Below are 15,871 nucleotides of genomic sequence, written 5' to 3'. Positions count from 1 at the left end.
GCGGGGGTGGTTCCGGCTTGGGCCTGTGGGTTGCGGATGGTCGATCAGGCGCCGGGTGGCGGCGGCGGCAGGATGGTGAACAGCCGGGCCAGTTCGGCAACGTCTTCGGCACGCTTCCAGCCGTCCTGACCGGCGGTCCAGACATAGGTTTCGCGGGTGATTTCGCCCTGCGATGCCATGCGGCCCAGCGCCGCCTTGGAAAATGGTCCCCTGGTGGCGCCGTTTTCGGCAATGTGCCAGACATGTTCGACCGGCGGCGGGGGCGGGGCGGGCTGGGCGGTGGCGGGGCGGGCGCCCCAGGGGCCGGGATTGTGGCCGGGATTGGCCATTTGCTGGGCCATGGCCATACCCATGCCGGCACCCAGCCCGGCGGCCATGCCGGAATTGGGGGTCTGGGCCGCGGCGGTCATGGCTTCGGCGGCGGAGAATTGCGTATATTTGCCCAGATCCCCGACAATGCCCATGGAGGTGCGTTTGTCCATCGCTCGTTCGACGGCGGGGGGGAGGGAAATGTTCTCGATATAGAGTTCCGGCATCGTGAGACCGTATTCGGCCAGGGTGGGGGCGATTTCCGCCACGACCAGCTTGCCCAGATCGGAGGTATTGGCGGCCATGTCCAGAACGGGAATGCCCGAGCCTGAGATCACGCGGGAGAATTCCTGCACGATGATGTTGCGGATCTGGAAGCTGATCTCGTCCATGGTGAATTCGCCATCGGTGCCGACGATCTCGGTCAGGAAGCGGGCCGGATCGATGACGCGAATGGCATAGGTGCCGTAGGCGCGCAGACGCACGGGGCCGAATTCAGGGTCGCGCGCCATGATCGGGTTCTTGGTGCCCCATTTCAGATCGGTAAAGCGGGTGGTGTTGACGAAGTAGATTTCCGATTTGAACGGGCTTTTGAAACCGTGATCCCAGCTTTGCAGGGTGGTCATCACCGGCATGTTGTTGGTTTCGAGCATGTAGAGACCGGGGGTGAAGACATCGGCCAGCTGGCCTTCGTGCACGAACACGGCGGACTGGCCCTCGCGAACGGTGAGCTTGGCGCCGTACTTGATTTCGTGCCCTTCACGTTCGAAGCGCCAGACCAGGGTGTCGCGGGTGTCGTCGACCCAGTGAATGACGTCGATGAATTCGCCGGTGAGAAAATCGAAAATGCCCATGGGATCGGTTCCTTTCGGGGTGTCTTTGGACTTAGTAGATGCGGCCCGTCTGTTCGCGGGCCAGGATGCGGATGACGGGGCGGGCCTGTTCCAGTGACATGCCGGGCGCAAGGCGGTCGTCATACAGGATCGACAGCAGTTTTTCGTCATGGGTGGTCAGCAGGGCGAATTCGTCGTCATCATTGAAGATCGACGGGCGCGCGTCGGGGCTGTCATTGGCAAGGCCCAATCCCTGGGCGATTTCCTCGTGGATGCAGGATTCGCGCAGCAGGTCGGGATGTTCGGCGCGTATGAGCGCGATGGCGCTGGTGTAGTGGTTGACGTTGGTTGGCGACGAAAAGGCGGCCACGAAACAGTGGATGTTGCGCGGGACGTCGCGGAACAGGTTGAGCGTGGCGCTGCTGGCGCCGGGCACCAGTTCGCGGACACGGGTTTCAAGGGCGTCCCGGTCATCTTCGCCCATGATCAGGACGAAAAAATTCGCCCGTTGCGATGTCATCGTGACAGGATGGCCGGTGGCCGCGGCGAGCCGGGGGACATAGGCGGCAATGGTCTCGCGGTCTTTGTTGCGCTGGGTTTTGGGAACGGAGGGGCCGAACTCTACCGCCACCCGCACCGGGCCGGGCCAGCGGCGCAACTGGCCGGCTTGTCCCGATGCGGCGCGCAAACCGCGATCCAGTTCGTATTCGTCATAAAAGGCGATGCGTTCAAAGTTGCGGGCCAGCATGTCGGGTGTGAACGGGGTGTCCGGCCCGCCGCCATCGGTGCGCATCAGCCCGCGTGCAAGGAGATCGTTCTGAACGCGGGCATAATAGGTGCGCAATGCCTGGCTTTGCGCCGAGGGCGCGCGGGCCTCGGGCGCGGGCGCGCGCGTGGTGCCGGTGTCCGTGCTGACACAGGATGCCAGCACCACCAGCGCCAGCGCCGTCAGGATGCCGCCCGTGTGCCTCACGCCGGGGGAACGGATGTGGCGGCGGTATCGCCCAGCCCGGTCTTGCGTGCCTTGGCGGCGGCCAGCGTGTCGCGCAGTTCGGCCTCCATCTTCTTCATCTCCGCTTCGGCGGCGGCGCGGCGCGCCTTGCCTTCGTCGGCGATCTGAAGGCTTTCGTTGATGGTGGCGATCAGATCTGCGTTCGCCTGTTTCACGGCCTCGATATCGAACACGCCCCGTTCCATTTCCTCGCGCACCACCTTGTTGCTGTCGCGCAGGTTCCTGGCGTTGGCAGTCAACAATTCGTTGGTCAGATCATTGGCATCGCGCACGGCGGCGGCGGCCTCGGCGCTGCGCTGGATCGTGACCGCCTGTGCCAGCTGGGTTTCCCAGAGCGGCACGGTATTGACCAGCGTCGAGTTGATCTTGGTCACGAGCGACTTGTCGTTTTCCTGCACCAGCCGGATCGAGGGCAGGGATTGCATCGTCACCTGGCGCGTCAGCTTGAGATCATGCACGCGGCGTTCCAGATCATCCCGCGCGGCGCGCAGATCGCGCAGTTCCTGGGCCTTCATCACCTGGGCGGTTTCGTCCGCCGCCTGAACCTCGGCCTCTTTCGCGGGGATGTCGCTGGCATCCAGTTCGGCGATCCTGGCCTCGCCCGCCGCGATGTAAAGCGCCAGTTCATCGTAGAAATTCAATGTCTTGTCATACAGCAGGTCCAGCGATTTGATATCTTTCAGCAGCTTGTGTTCGTGGCTGAGCAGGTTGTCTGTGATCTTGTCGATCTGGCCCTGAACGTCTTCGAAACGGGCGGTGAACTTGGCAAACGGCGCGGCACGGCCCAACAGCCTTTCCCAGAGCGAGCGTTCGCGGCGCACGTCCAGCTCGGACACGGAAAACCCGCGAATGGTGGTGACGATATCGCGCAGGGAATCCCCTGCGGGGCCGACATCCTTGTTGCGCACATCCTGCAACATGGCCTGGCTGATCTCTTGCAATTCGGCCTGGGCGGCGGATCCAAAGGACACGATCGAATTGGAATCGCTCATGTCCAGCTCGGCCATGCGGCGGGTGATTTCCGCCGATACGGGCGCATCGGCCTGTTCCAGCGGCACGATGGCCGCGGCATCGGCGGGTTCGGGCAATTCCACGGCGGTCACGTTTTCCAGTTCGGTGATGACGGCCTCGGCCTTTTGGCGGGTGGTCTGGGACATGATGGGTTCCTTTCTGAAGGGCGTTAACGCACACCTTCGCGCTGCAAACGTTCGCGCAGAACGTCGATTTCAATGGTCAGGTCGCTGCGGTCGTCCAGCAACAGTTTCTGGTTTCTGGTGGCAAAATTCTGTTCAAGATCATCCAGTAACGCCGCGTAATCGGCACGCGCTTCGGCGTTGCGGGTGCGCGAATAGATATCGGCGAACTTGACGGTCGCGTCGCGCGCCCCCAGCAGGTAGACGCCAAGATAACGCCGGGCCGCGGTCAGATCGCGCGGATCGTTTTCGACGGTGCGGAACAAGGCGCGGGCGGCCTGCTGAAACTGCCCGACCCGGGTTTCAAGCGTGCGGTCGCCGGCGCGTTTGATGGCCTCGGACATGGCGCGCAGATGCTCTTCGGCCTCGTCCACGGCGCGGGCGACACGATCGGTCTGAAACAGGTCCACGCCTTCCAGCCCCTTGTTTTGCAGCGGGTCCGGGCCAAAGGCGAGAAAATGCAGAACGGTGCCGACCACGGCATAGGCGATCGGCGCAAGGATGTCGCCACCGGCGGCAAAACCGGCCACGGCCAGACCGGCGCCGGTCAGGACCGATCCAAGCATCTTGCGTGGCAACGCCGGGCGGCGGGCCACGGTGCGCGCGTCATAGGCTTCCTGTGCCAGCAGCCCCTCGCGGGTCAGCCACGCCGCCAAAAGCAGGGTGCCAAGCGCGGCAAGGTTCAGCACAAGCGCGCCGGGACCATTGCCAAAGGCCTGCCAGATCAACGGCAGTGGCGCAAGGAACAGCAGGTTCACACGTCCGCCCACACGGCTGCGGCGCGCGCCCTGAAATGCCCCGACAGGCGGCGTATCACCATTGCCGGGGCTGAATTTGCCGCCAAATTTCCGTGCCATCACACGCCTCCCGCGATGGAAACGTACAGGATCAGGATGACAAGAAGAACAAATGACAGCTTTTGCAATCCGGAACCGGACATGGCGTATCGTCTCCGCTAACCCTTGGGAAATCTAGGAACAAAGCCCGCCCAAAGCTAGGGGGAAGTTTGCCGCAATCACGCCACAGGCGCGCCCTTGCCGGTGGCCCGATCAGTAATGCGGTGGCCGCTCGTCGCCCAGCACAATGCCGCCGCCGCCGTCGGATTCGCGGGTGGCTTCGCGCTCCATCAGCATGTGCACGCGCCGGGTGAGCACGGCAATCTCGCTGTCCTGGCGGGCGACAACCTCGCTCAACTCCTCGACAGAGCGGGTCAGGTGGGCGATCTGTTCTTCAAGGTTTTCCATGGTCCCCGCCTACTGCGCCGCGGCGGTCCGGTCAAGCGACGCCGCGTTCCGATTGCCGCAACGGGCCATGGCGTGCTGATGTCGCTGCGGGAGGGACGAGAATGGCAGTACGGCTTGACACGACAGGGCGCACACGCGTGGTGACGATCGCGCGCCCGGCTTCGCGTAATGCGGTTGACCCGCCAACCGCACGCGCCCTGTTCGAAGCCTTCCTTGCCTTTGACGGGGATGACTCTGTGGATGTGGCGATCCTGACCGGCGAGGCAGGCGCGTTCTGCGCCGGGTTCGATCTCAAGGCCGCTTCGGCGGGTGTCGGGCAGGACTGGCTGAACGCGGTCGATATCCCTGCGGAATGGCGGGACGCGCGCGCCCAGCCAATCATGGGCCCGATGGGGCCCTCGCGCCTGATGCTGTCCAAACCGGTGATCGCGGCGATCGAGGGCCACGCGGTGGCCGGCGGGCTTGAACTGGCGGCCTGGTGCGACATGCGCGTGGCGGCGCGCAGCGCCGTGTTCGGTGTGTTCTGCCGCCGCTGGGGCGTGCCGCTGATTGATGGCGGCACGGTGCGCCTGCCCCGGATCGTCGGACAAGGGCGCGCCAATGACATGATCCTCACCGGCCGCGCCGTGGACGCCCGGGACGCCTTCGCCATGGGGCTGGCCGACAGGCTGTGCGACACCGGCCGCGCCCTGGCCACGGCGCATGAACTGGCCGCCAGTCTCAGCGGGTTTCCACAAGCCTGCCTGCGGGCCGATTTCCTTTCCGCGCGCCCGACCGGGCAGGATCTGGCCGCGGCCCTGCGCCGCGAATGGCGATCATTCAGCACTTTCGCCAAGGAAGGCACCTCAGGGGCCGCCCGCTTTGCCGCGGGCAAGGGGCGCGGCGGCAGCTTCACCGATATCTGATCCCCGGATATTCTTTTGGCCGGAAATATCCCGGGGGAGTCGCCAAAGGCGACGGGGGCTGGCCCCCTTCAGGCTCGGCTCTGCCGAGCCACGCCCAACGCGCCCGCGCGCGGCGGGAGGCCTCCCCGCGCCGGGAGCGTCTTGCCGCCAAGCAGGTCATGCGGTAGATGCCTCGCCAACCGCAGTTGCCACGGACACAGACCATCATGGCCAAGCAGAAAAAAGCCCCCCGCCCCAAGGCGATCACGCCAAAGGGCTTTCGCGACTATTTCGGCGCCGAGGTAAGCGAACGTGCCGAAATGCTGCACCGGATTGCCGGGGTCTATCATCGCTACGGGTTCGAGGCGCTGGAATCGAGCGCCGTGGAGACGGTCGAGGCGCTGGGCAAATTCCTGCCCGACGTGGACCGGCCCAATGAGGGCGTGTTCGCCTGGCAGGAATCCGACGAGGATGGCAAGGGCGACTGGATGGCCCTGCGCTATGATCTGACCGCGCCGCTGGCCCGCGTCTATGCCCAGCACCGCAATGACCTGCCCACCCCATATCGCCGCTACGCGATGGGGCCGGTCTGGCGCAATGAAAAGCCGGGCCCCGGAAGGTATCGCCAGTTCTACCAATGTGATGCCGACACGGTGGGTACGGCCAGCATGGCGGCGGATGCCGAGATTTGCGCGATGCTGTCGGATACGCTGGAAACCGTCGGCATCGAGCGCGGGGATTACCTTGTGCGGGTCAACAACCGCAAGGTTCTCAACGGTGTGCTGGAGACCATGGGACTGTCCGATGAAAGCCAGCGCGATGCCGTCCTGCGCACCATCGACAAGTTCGACAAGGTAGGCGAAGCGGGTGTGCGCGCGCTTCTGACCGGGGGTCGTCTGGATGCCTCTGGTGCATTCATCGATGGCGTGGGATTGAGCGACGATCAGGCCGAGCCGGTGATCGCGTTCCTGACATCCAGGGCCGATGACGTGGCCAAAACGTTTGACAACCTGCGCAGCGCGGTCGGCGCCTCGACCATCGGGGCCGAGGGGATCGCCGAACTGGAACAGATCAACGAGTTGTTGGCCGCCGGTGGATATGGCGCGGATCGGATTGTCATTGACCCAAGTGTTGTACGCGGCCTGGGCTATTACACCGGGCCGGTTTACGAGGCCGAACTGACCTTCGAGATCTTCGACGAGAAAGGGCGCAAGCGGCAGTTTGGCTCGGTTGCTGGCGGCGGGCGGTACGACGATCTTGTCAAACGCTTTACCGGACAGGCGGTGCCTGCCACCGGCGTGTCGATCGGTGTTGACCGTCTGTTGGCGGCGCTGCGTGAAAAGGGCCGGATCGGTGGCACGGTCGCGGGGCCGGTTGTTGTCACGGTGATGGATCGTGACCGGATGGCAGATTACCAGGCGATGGTGGCGGAACTGCGCAACGCGGGCATCCGCGCCGAGGTGTATCTCGGCAACCCCAAGAACTTTGGCAACCAGCTCAAATATGCCGACAAGCGCAACGCGCCGGTCGCGATCATCGAGGGTGGTGACGAAAAGGAAAAGGGCGTCGTGCAGATCAAGGATCTGATCCTTGGTGCGCGGATCGCCCAAAGCGCCACGCTTGAAGAGTGGAAAGAGCGCCCCAGCCAGTTCGAAGTGGCGCGCGGCGATCTGGTGGCCAGGGTGCGCGAAATCCTGGCGGGGCAGGAAAGCTGATGCCGCTGAAATCCGAGATCCGGGCGCGCGCGTCGGCGCTGCGCGATGTGTTCGCCAATGCCGGGGCGCTGCCTGTGGAAACCGATATCCTGCAACCGGCCGAAGTGTTGCTGGACCTTTACGGCGAAGACATCCGGGCGCGGGCCTATGTGACAAGCGATGCGCTGCGCGGCGAACAGATGCTGCGCCCGGACTTCACGGTGCCGGTTGTACAGATGCACATGAAGGGCGGCGCGGAACCGGCGCGTTATACCTATGCTGGCGAGGTGTTCCGCCGTCAGGAGGATGATCCGGCGCGGGCCAATGAATACATGCAGGTCGGGTTCGAGCTGTTTGCGCGCGACAATGCGGCGGCGGCCGATGCCGAGGTGTTCGCCACCATCCAGGCGGCGCTGGGCGATGTGCATCTTCGGGCCGCGACGGGGGATATCGGTATCCTGACGGCGGCGGTGCGCGGGCTGGATACGACAGAGCGGCGCAAGCGCGCCTTGCTGCGCCATGTCTGGCGGCCCCGGCGGTTTCGTGCGCTGCTGGATCGTTTTGCCGGGCGCAGCCCGATGCCGCCCAGCCGGGCCGCCCTGCTGGCCGATGCCGATCCGCTGGCGCATGGCTTCCCGGATATCGGGATGCGCGGACAGGCCGAGGTGGCGGCGCGGATCGAAGCCTTGCGCGAAGATGCCGGTGCGCCGCCGATCTCTGCCCGGGAGGTGGATCTGATCGACGCCTTGCTGAACGTGCGTGAAACCCTGCCCTTCGCGCTGGAGCATATCCGTGATCTGGCCGTCGACATGCCCGCCATCACCGAGGCGACGTTCCGCTTGCAGGAACGCATCGCGGCGCTCCAGGCGCGCGGCATTGACGTGGCCAGGCTGGAGTTCGAGGCCAGTTATGGACGCACGTCGATGGAATACTATGACGGGTTTGTCTTTGGGTTCTATGTCCCGGGGCGGCCAGATCTGCCGCCATTGGCCAGCGGCGGGCGCTATGATGCGCTGACCCGCGTTCTGGGACAGGGGCGCGAGATTCCGGCGGTGGGCGGGGTGATCCGTCCGGGATTGCTGGTGCAGGTGGAGGCCGGGGCATGAGCATCAAGCTGGGCGTGCCGTCCAAGGGGCGGCTGATGGACAAGACGTTCGACTGGTTCCAGGCGCGCGGCGTGGCGCTGTCGCGCACCGGTTCGGAGCGGGAATATGCCGGCGCGGTCGACGGGATCGACGGGGTGGACCTGGTGTTGCTGTCAGCAGGGGAAATCCCGCGCGAGCTGGCTGCCGGGCGTATTCACCTGGGCGTGACCGGCACAGACCTCGTGCGTGAAAAGCTGGGGCTTTGGGAACAGCAGGTCGAAGAAGTTGCGCCGCTGGGATTCGGGCAGGCGGATCTGATAATCGCGGTGCCGGGATGCTGGGTGGATGTGGACACGCTGGACGATCTGGACGCGGCGGCGGCGGCGTTTCGCGCGCGCCACGGGTTCCGGCTGCGGATTGCCACAAAATACCATCGGCTGGTGCGGGAGTATCTGCGCGACAATGGCGTGGCGGATTATCAACTGGTTGACAGCCAGGGCGCCACGGAAGGCACCATCAAGAACCTGACGGCAGAGGCGGTGGCGGATATCACGTCGACAGGCGAAACGCTGCGGGCCAACCATCTCAAGATCCTGTCGGACGGGCCGATCCTGAAGTCGCAGGCAACTTTGTGGCGCAGCCGCGTGGCGGATGTGACCGAAGCGGAGCAGGCAACGCTGCGGGAATTGCTGGTTCGGCTGGGGTAGGGTGGCCCTTCGGCTTCAGAGCACCCCGATTTCGGCCAATGCCCGGTTCAGATCGTCGGGCAGGGTATCGTCGTTGTCACGGTTTTTTGGCAGGTCGGCGGGGCTGTCACCGGGGTTGAGGTAGCGCCAGCCCTGAAACGGGCGTTTGAGGGCGGATACGGTGCGATGAATTTCCGGGTCCAGCACGATGGCGCAGCGGCGGATGCCGTCCGCCCCGAACACCTCGTCCAGTCGCAGGATGCGCTGACGGCACTGGATGGCGCCCTTGATGACCCAGAAGATCGAGCCGCCGGCGAGAATTTCGGCCTCGCGTTTGGGCCACATGCGGGTGACGTGGCGGGGCAGGCCATCCGGCGTCTGGGCCGCGCGGGTCGCTTGCCAGTCGGCCAATGTCTCGACGCTTTCCGAGCCAACCGACAATTTCACAAGATTCACGAAGTTATCCACAGAGTCCCCCACAGGATAGGGCGTATATGGTAGTGGATTCGGACTGGCATTCAAGGTATTGTGTATCTCCGCGCCCTTGGGCGCGTGTCCCGCCTGCCACCAAATCTGCCCGAATACCGACCGAGGAGTCCCGCATGAGCCGTTTCGCTGCCCCGATTGCCGAAAGTATCTGGGACATGAAGTACCGTTTCAAACAAGCGGATGGCACCCCGATCGACCAGAGCGTCGAAGACACCTGGCGCCGGATCGCCCGGGATCTGGCAAAGGTCGAAAAAGAGCCGGATGTCTGGGAAGAGCGATTCTATGGCGCGCTGGAGGATTTCAAATATCTGCCGGCGGGGCGGATCACGGCGGGCGCCGGGACGGCGCGCAACGTAACGCTGTTCAACTGTTTCGTGATGGGCACGATCCCCGACAGCATGGGCGGGATTTTCGACATGCTGAAAGAGGCCGCGCTGACCATGCAGCAGGGCGGCGGGATCGGATATGATTTCAGCACGATCCGCCCGCGCGGGGCGGATGTGATGGGCGTGGCGGCGGATGCCAGTGGACCGCTGTCATTCATGGATGTGTGGGACGCGATGTGCCGCACCATCATGAGTGCCGGAAGCCGTCGGGGCGCGATGATGGCCACGATGCGCTGCGATCACCCCGACATCGAACAGTTCATCACCGCCAAGAGCGATCCGGCGCGGTTGCGCATGTTCAACATGTCGGTGCTGGTCACGGATGCCTTCATGGAGGCGGTCAAGGCGGACGGGCCGTGGGAGCTCAAGTTCGGGGACAAGGTGTATCACACGGTTCAGGCGCGCGATCTGTGGAACCGGATCATGCAATCGACCTATGATTACGCCGAGCCGGGGGTGATTTTCATCGACCGGATCAACGCGCTGAACAATCTGAACTATGTCGAGACCATCGCCGCGACCAACCCTTGCGGCGAACAGCCTTTGCCGCCCTATGGCGCCTGTCTGCTTGGCTCGATCAACCTTGCGCGGCTGGTCAAGACCCCGTTCACCGCGGACGCGGCGCTGGATCTGGCGGAACTGTCCGATCTGGTCGCCACGGCGGTGCGGATGATGGACAATGTGGTGGATGCGTCGCGTTTCCCGTTGCCGGAACAGGCTGCCGAGGCGCAGGCCAAGCGCCGGATCGGTCTGGGTGTGACCGGGCTGGCCGATGCGTTGCTGATGCTGGGCTTGCGCTATGGCAGCGAAGCGGCGGCGGCGCAGACCGAGGCGTGGATGAAAGAGATCGCGCGCGCGTCTTATCTGGCGTCGGTGGATCTGGCCCGCGAAAAGGGGGCGTTCCCGTTGTTTGACAAGGAGAAATACCTGTCGGGCGGGTTGGTCTCGCAGATGGATGAGGATGTGAAGGCGGCGATTGCGGAACATGGCATCCGCAACGCCTTGCTCACGTCGATTGCGCCCACGGGGACGATCTCGCTTTATGCCGGGAACGTGTCGAGCGGGATCGAACCGGTCTTCGCCTATGCCTATACCCGCAAGGTGCTGCAAAAGGACGGATCGCGCACCGAGGAAGAGGTGGTCGATTACGCGGTGCAGATGTGGCGCGACAGGTTCGGCGATGCGGAATTGCCCGATTACTTTGTGAACGCGCAGACGCTGGAGCCGTCGGCCCATGTGCGGATGCAGGCCGCGGCGCAGAAATGGATCGATTCGAGCATTTCCAAGACGATCAACTGCCCCGAGGATATCGGCTTTGACGCGTTCAAGGATGTCTACATGCAGGCGTGGGACACGGGCTGCAAGGGGTGCACCACCTACCGTCCCAACGATGTGACCGGGTCAGTTCTGGCTGTCAGTGAGACAGAGGATCAGGCACCGGGCGAGAACCCGGCCGATCACGTCGCGGATTCGGGCGAAGTGATCTACATGTCCGAGCCATTGGAGCGGCCGCAATCGCTGGAAGGGGCGACCTACAAGCTGAAATGGCCCGACAGTGAGCACGCGATCTACCTTACGGTGAATGATGTGATCATCAACGGCCACCGCCGCCCGTTCGAGGTGTTCATCAACTCCAAGAACATGGAGCATTACGCCTGGACGCTGGCGCTGACCCGGATGATTTCGGCGGTGTTCCGACGCGGCGGGGATGTGTCTTTTGTGGTCGAGGAACTGAAGGCCGTGTTTGACCCGCGCGGCGGGGCGTGGATGCAGGGCAAATACATTCCGTCCATTCTGGCGGCGATCGGCGGTGTGATCGAGCGGCACATGATTTCCATCGGGTTCATCGAGGGCGAGGGCATGGGGCTGAAATCAGACCCAAGGGCACAGGTGATGGCTGTGGGCGAAACCCCGCGCGGCAAGGCGTGCCCCAGCTGTGGGCAATTTGATTTGCAGATGGTCGAAGGCTGCATGACCTGTATGAGCTGTGGGTATTCAAAATGTGGGTAAGAGGCTGATTTATGGATATTTTCCCGGTTGGGTCACGGCCCGGCAAGCAAGCGGACGCCGCCTATTTCACGGGAACTGTCTGGCAGGATCCGGTGATTGACGCACCGGGCCCGGCGCGGGTGATGGCGTTGCGGGTGGGGTTTGAACCCGGCGCGCGGACCGCGTGGCACACCCACCCTTTGGGCCAGACTTTGCATGTGCTGTCAGGCGTCGGGCTTGTCGGGCGACGCGGAGAAGCGCCACGCATGATCCGGGCCGGCGATACGGTGTGGATCGCGCCGGGAGAAGAGCATTGGCACGGCGCAGCGCCGGAAGCCGGCATGGTGCATCTGGCGATTCAGGAAAAGCTGGACGGATCGGCCGCAACTTGGCTGGACCATGTCAGCGACGCGGATTACCTGCGCGCGCCGGAATAGGCGCGGCGCGTATCAGGGCATGTAGGCGATTGCCAGAACCCGCCGGGACCGCTGGCGCGCCAGCAGGCGGCGGCGAGCCAGGTCAAACTTCAGACAGGCCACCTGCATCCGCTCAAGCGCGCGGTGGCGTTCGTCGTACAGGCGGCGAATGCGGGATCCGGGGTGGCCAATGCGCCAGATGCTGTGGTCAATCACGTCGGGCACAAGTGTGCGCGCGTCTTCGAGCGCGCGCCGCAGGGACAGATCGGCGGCCACATAGGCGCGCGATGTGTGCATCACCATGCGGCGGCGGGCTTTCAGATCGGGATGCATATCAGACCTCTGTTTTCACGTTGTTGATCTGCGTCGGATTTGTGAAAACCTTACGAAACGCGGCGACGGCGGGTCAAGAAACGGTTGCGTGACAGGGCGCTGCGCGCCGATATCCGCCGGTTGCCAAGAGCCGGGCGCGGGCCGCACCTGGCTGGTGCCAAAGGCGTTCGCGGCCCTCAGACGAAGCTTTGCTCGATACGGTCCAGCGTGCGCATGGCATCCAGCACGTCATGAACGGTGCCATTGGGCTGGCGCTTTTCGCTGATCGCGGAGATGAACTCGCGGTCGATCAGTTCGATACCGTTGTCGGAAACGGCCACATCCGACAGGTCAATCGGGTTCTCGTTGCCGTCAAAAAGATCGTCATAACGCGCGATATAGGTGCCGTTGTCACAGATATAGCGAAAGAACGTGCCCAGTGGCCCGTCATTGTTGAAGGACAGGGACAGGGTGCAGATCGCGCCCGAGGGTGTTTTCATGCCGATGGCCATGTCCATGGCGATGCCCAGCTCCGGGTGGTGCGGGCCTTCGAGGCCGAACGCCTGAGAGGCAACCTCGCCGGTCTGGTACTGGAACAGGTCAACCGTGTGGCAGGCGTGGTGCCATAGCAGGTGATCTGTCCAACTGCGCGGTTCGCCCTTGGCGTTCATGTTGGAGCGGCGGAAGAAATAGGTTTGTACATCCATCTGCTGAATCTTCAGCTCTCCGGCCATGACCTTGTTGTGAATCCACTGATGCGACGGGTTGAAGCGGCGCACCTGACCGGCCATGGCCAGCACCCCGGTTTCCTTTTGCACGCGGCAGATTTCCTCGCTGTCTGTCAGCGAGTCCGCCATCGGGATTTCGATCAGCACCGGCTTGCCTGCCTTCATGCAGGCAATGGCCTGTTCGGCGTGAACTTGTGTGGGCGTGGCCAGGATCACCGCGTCCACGTCATCGCGAGCGAGGCATTCGTCCAGCGTGGTCGCGGCGTGGGGAATGCCGCGTTCGGCGGCCAGCGCCGCGATCTTGGACCGGGTTGGACCCATCACCGATGTGACGGTGACGCCTTCGATGGCGGCCAGCGCATCAAGGTGTTTGATCCCGAACGCGCCATAGGCGCCTGCTACGCAAATTCTCATGGGGCTGTCCTCAGCTTGCTTTGTTTTCAAGAATGATATGGCCCACGGCCGTGTTGGAGGCCGGGACATGGTAATGGCGGTGCACTTCTGTCACGTCATCGTCCAGCGCGCCGCGCATGACGTGCCACATGACCATTTCAACGCCTTCGGACCCGGCTTCGCGCAGGTAGTCCACATGGGGCATCTGCGACAGGCCGACCGGATCGGACGTGAGCCGGTCAAGGAAGGATTTGTCCCAGTCCGGGTTGATCAGCCCGGCGCGTTTGTATTGCAACTGATGGCTCATCCCGCCGGTGCCGAAGATCACCACGTTCAGGTCTTCGTCATAGCTTTCGATGGCGCGGCGGATGGCCTTGCCCAGGTTGTAGCAGCGATTGCCGGTGGGGGCGGGGTATTGCACCACATTGACACACAGCGGGATCACCAGCGCCGGCCATTCGTCATCCGGCCCCTTGTCGCCATACATGACCGACAGCGGCACGGTCAGCCCGTGATCGACCTCCATCTCGTTCATGATGGTCAGGTCGAACTCGTCCAGGATCAGACACTGGGCGATGTGGCTGGCCATTTTCTGATGGTTCCTGACCACCGGAACGGGGCGGGGGCCCCAGCCTTCATCCGCCGGTTGGAATTCGGCGGCGCAGCCAAGTGCGAAAGTGGGAATGCAGGAGGCGTCAAAGGCGGTGCAGTGGTCGTTGTAGACCAGAAAAATAACGTCAGGATTGTTTTCCCTGATCCACGCGCGCGACTTTTCAAAGCCCTTGAAGACGGGTTGCCAATAGGGTTGGTCGGTGATCCCGGTGTCCATCGCGACACCGATGGCGGGCACGTGGCTGCACCCCACGCCGGCTGAGATACGAGCCATCAGTCGTTTTCCTTTTCGTCCCATTCGGATTGGAAGCGGTTGCCCTCGGGCGAGCGGCCGCCATTGAGCATCATGTCGCGATACGCCTCGCGGCCCATGCCGGTCATGATACCTGCCAGATCCTGAAAATTGATGCCGTCATTGGCGGCCAGTTTGCTGGTGTAGTAAATGTTGCCACCCAGTTCCAACATGCGGTTCCATTGGCGTTCGAGAACTGCCTCGCGCTGCTCTGGCGTCATTGGATAGGCGTCAAGATAGGCCGTTTCGCTTGCATTGAACGCGTCGCGGTTCTTTTGCAGGCGCAGCGAGATGCAGAACTGGTTGAGGTGATAGCCCTCGCGCCCCCGATCGGCATCGAAGACGAACGTGCCGGGGATGTCTTCGTAATCCTTCTTGATGGCCATGGCGGGCCTCCTGTTGGCTAGGTCGGGGCGGCGTCGAGCGCGGCGAGTATGGCATCGGCAAGGGCGCCCGGATCATCGGTGCAGATGGCGGCGGCATCAAGCTGCAAGGCGCCGATCTGGTGCTGGCGCGCGGCGGTGGCCGTGGCCATGAGCGGATCAAGGCCCAGATCGGCCTGGGTTTGGGCCACTTCGCGCATTTCGGCGGCGCGGCGGAGGCCGTGGGTCAGGCTGCGTTCCATCATGTAGGGCGCGCGCCTGGCCCAGTCAAAGCCGGGAAAGCTGGACTCCAGCGAGGCGAGGATATCGCCCTCGATCCCGGCCGTGCGGGCAGCCAGGAAGCATTCCAGCGTCAACGCCTCCAGCCCCTTGATCATGATCGAGCGGATCATCTTGCGGGTCGAGGCGTCACCGATTTCCGCCCCGGCGACGGTGGTGTTCATGCCAAGGGTGGTGGTGATGGCCTGCACGCATGGCGCGTCGGGGCCGGAAAGCAGGCAGGGCGTTTTGTGCCGGGCCGGGTGGATCGGGGCCATGATCGCCATGTCCACATAGCGCCCTCCGGCGGCGGTGACGTGTTGCGCGGCGCGGCGTTTGGCATCCGGTGCGCAGCTGTTGCCGTCCAGATAGAACGCGCCGTTGAACGGCGTGCGGGACGCCTCTTCAGCCGCTGACTCGGCTTCATCGGCCGTGACGAGCGAAAACACCAGATCGGCCCCGCCGGTTGCGGCAGCAACGGTATCGGCGGCGGTGACATTGGCGGCGGCATAATCGGCGCGCTTGGCGGCGGCCTCGGCCCCGTTCGTCTTGATGTCAAAGGCAGACATGGCCAGCCCCGGATCGTCGGTGCGCAATCCTGCCGCAATGGCCTGTGCGGCCTCGCCAAAGCCGACAAAGGCAAGTTCAGGGCGGTTTGTCGACACTGGGCGGG

General features: G+C 63.8%; 17 protein-coding genes. 6 read left to right on the top strand and 11 right to left on the bottom strand.

Features of this window, described 5'->3' with window-relative positions:
- Window positions 1–44: 44 nt before the first annotated feature.
- The 5 genes from I3253_RS08750 to I3253_RS08730 form a co-directional block, all read right to left on the bottom strand.
- The gene (locus tag I3253_RS08750; RefSeq protein WP_197917272.1) at window positions 45–1,163 is read right to left on the bottom strand and encodes an SPFH domain-containing protein; all 1,119 of its coding nucleotides are present in this window, start codon (window positions 1,161–1,163) and stop codon (window positions 45–47) included.
- Window positions 1,164–1,194: 31 nt separating this feature from the next.
- The gene (locus I3253_RS08745; protein ID WP_332255666.1) at window positions 1,195–2,115 is read right to left on the bottom strand and encodes a DUF2927 domain-containing protein; all 921 of its coding nucleotides are present in this window, start codon (window positions 2,113–2,115) and stop codon (window positions 1,195–1,197) included.
- Window positions 2,112–3,311, bottom strand: a complete 1,200-nt coding sequence (locus tag I3253_RS08740; RefSeq protein ID WP_197917271.1) for a toxic anion resistance protein — start codon at window positions 3,309–3,311, stop codon at window positions 2,112–2,114. The genes I3253_RS08745 and I3253_RS08740 overlap by 4 nt, the downstream gene beginning before the upstream one ends.
- Before the next feature lie 23 nt (window positions 3,312–3,334).
- Window positions 3,335–4,204 (bottom strand): 5-bromo-4-chloroindolyl phosphate hydrolysis family protein, encoded by an 870-nt coding sequence (locus I3253_RS08735; protein ID WP_197917270.1) that lies wholly within the window; start codon window positions 4,202–4,204, stop codon window positions 3,335–3,337.
- Between the two features lie 192 nt (window positions 4,205–4,396).
- On the bottom strand, window positions 4,397–4,591 hold the full coding sequence (locus I3253_RS08730; RefSeq protein ID WP_197917269.1) for a SlyX family protein: 195 nt from the start codon (window positions 4,589–4,591) through the stop codon (window positions 4,397–4,399).
- A 101-nt stretch (window positions 4,592–4,692) separates the two neighbouring features.
- Between I3253_RS08730 and I3253_RS08725 the strand changes: the two genes are divergently transcribed.
- The 4 genes from I3253_RS08725 (at window position 4,693) to hisG (ending at window position 8,961) form a co-directional block, all read left to right on the top strand.
- Window positions 4,693–5,496 carry a crotonase/enoyl-CoA hydratase family protein gene (locus tag I3253_RS08725; RefSeq protein ID WP_197917268.1) on the top strand — a complete coding sequence of 268 codons (804 nt, stop codon included), beginning with the start codon at window positions 4,693–4,695 and terminating at the stop codon, window positions 5,494–5,496.
- Window positions 5,497–5,702: 206 nt separating this feature from the next.
- Window positions 5,703–7,190 carry a histidine--tRNA ligase gene (gene hisS / locus I3253_RS08720; RefSeq protein ID WP_197917267.1) on the top strand — a complete coding sequence of 496 codons (1,488 nt, stop codon included), beginning with the start codon at window positions 5,703–5,705 and terminating at the stop codon, window positions 7,188–7,190.
- Window positions 7,190–8,275, top strand: coding sequence for an ATP phosphoribosyltransferase regulatory subunit (locus I3253_RS08715; protein ID WP_197917266.1), 1,086 nt, complete (start codon window positions 7,190–7,192; stop codon window positions 8,273–8,275). Before hisS ends, I3253_RS08715 begins: the two co-directional genes overlap by 1 nt.
- Entirely contained in the window at window positions 8,272–8,961 is a 690-nt protein-coding gene (gene hisG, locus I3253_RS08710; protein WP_197917265.1) for an ATP phosphoribosyltransferase, read from the top strand. The genes I3253_RS08715 and hisG overlap by 4 nt, the downstream gene beginning before the upstream one ends.
- 15 nt (window positions 8,962–8,976) lie before the next feature.
- On the opposite strand, the gene I3253_RS08705 is transcribed toward hisG, so the two are convergent.
- Window positions 8,977–9,408, bottom strand: coding sequence for a DUF1489 family protein (locus I3253_RS08705; protein ID WP_197917264.1), 432 nt, complete (start codon window positions 9,406–9,408; stop codon window positions 8,977–8,979).
- 134 nt (window positions 9,409–9,542) lie between these two features.
- On the opposite strand from I3253_RS08705, the gene I3253_RS08700 reads away from it, so the two are divergent.
- Together I3253_RS08700 and I3253_RS08695 are read left to right on the top strand one after the other, a co-directional pair.
- Window positions 9,543–11,825, top strand: coding sequence for an adenosylcobalamin-dependent ribonucleoside-diphosphate reductase (locus I3253_RS08700; protein WP_197917263.1), 2,283 nt, complete (start codon window positions 9,543–9,545; stop codon window positions 11,823–11,825).
- 11 nt (window positions 11,826–11,836) lie between these two features.
- The gene (locus I3253_RS08695) at window positions 11,837–12,241 is read left to right on the top strand and encodes a (R)-mandelonitrile lyase (protein WP_197917262.1); all 405 of its coding nucleotides are present in this window, start codon (window positions 11,837–11,839) and stop codon (window positions 12,239–12,241) included.
- A gap of 12 nt (window positions 12,242–12,253) precedes the next feature.
- Here I3253_RS08695 and I3253_RS08690 read toward each other — a convergent pair whose 3' ends face one another.
- The 5 genes from I3253_RS08690 to I3253_RS20695 form a co-directional block, all read right to left on the bottom strand.
- Complete coding sequence (locus tag I3253_RS08690) at window positions 12,254–12,553, bottom strand: hypothetical protein (RefSeq protein ID WP_197917261.1); 300 nt, start codon at window positions 12,551–12,553, stop codon at window positions 12,254–12,256.
- 176 nt (window positions 12,554–12,729) lie between these two features.
- Window positions 12,730–13,674 (bottom strand): Gfo/Idh/MocA family oxidoreductase, encoded by a 945-nt coding sequence (locus I3253_RS08685; RefSeq protein WP_197917260.1) that lies wholly within the window; start codon window positions 13,672–13,674, stop codon window positions 12,730–12,732.
- 10 nt (window positions 13,675–13,684) lie between these two features.
- Window positions 13,685–14,539, bottom strand: coding sequence for a class III extradiol dioxygenase subunit beta (locus I3253_RS08680; protein ID WP_197917259.1), 855 nt, complete (start codon window positions 14,537–14,539; stop codon window positions 13,685–13,687).
- Window positions 14,539–14,943: a protocatechuate 4,5-dioxygenase subunit alpha gene (gene ligA / locus I3253_RS08675; RefSeq protein WP_232236867.1), complete on the bottom strand. Its 405-nt coding sequence runs from the start codon at window positions 14,941–14,943 to the stop codon at window positions 14,539–14,541. The genes I3253_RS08680 and ligA overlap by 1 nt, the downstream gene beginning before the upstream one ends.
- Before the next feature lie 17 nt (window positions 14,944–14,960).
- Window positions 14,961–15,863 carry an NAD(P)-dependent oxidoreductase gene (locus tag I3253_RS20695; RefSeq protein ID WP_197917258.1) on the bottom strand — a complete coding sequence of 301 codons (903 nt, stop codon included), beginning with the start codon at window positions 15,861–15,863 and terminating at the stop codon, window positions 14,961–14,963.
- Window positions 15,864–15,871 lie beyond the last annotated feature (8 nt).

Origin of the sequence: Thiosulfatihalobacter marinus (assembly GCF_016019955.1) — a bacterium.
Classification (GTDB): Bacteria; Pseudomonadota; Alphaproteobacteria; order Rhodobacterales; family Rhodobacteraceae; genus Shimia; species Shimia marinus_A.
This window is presented reverse-complemented; position numbering and strand designations above follow the sequence as displayed.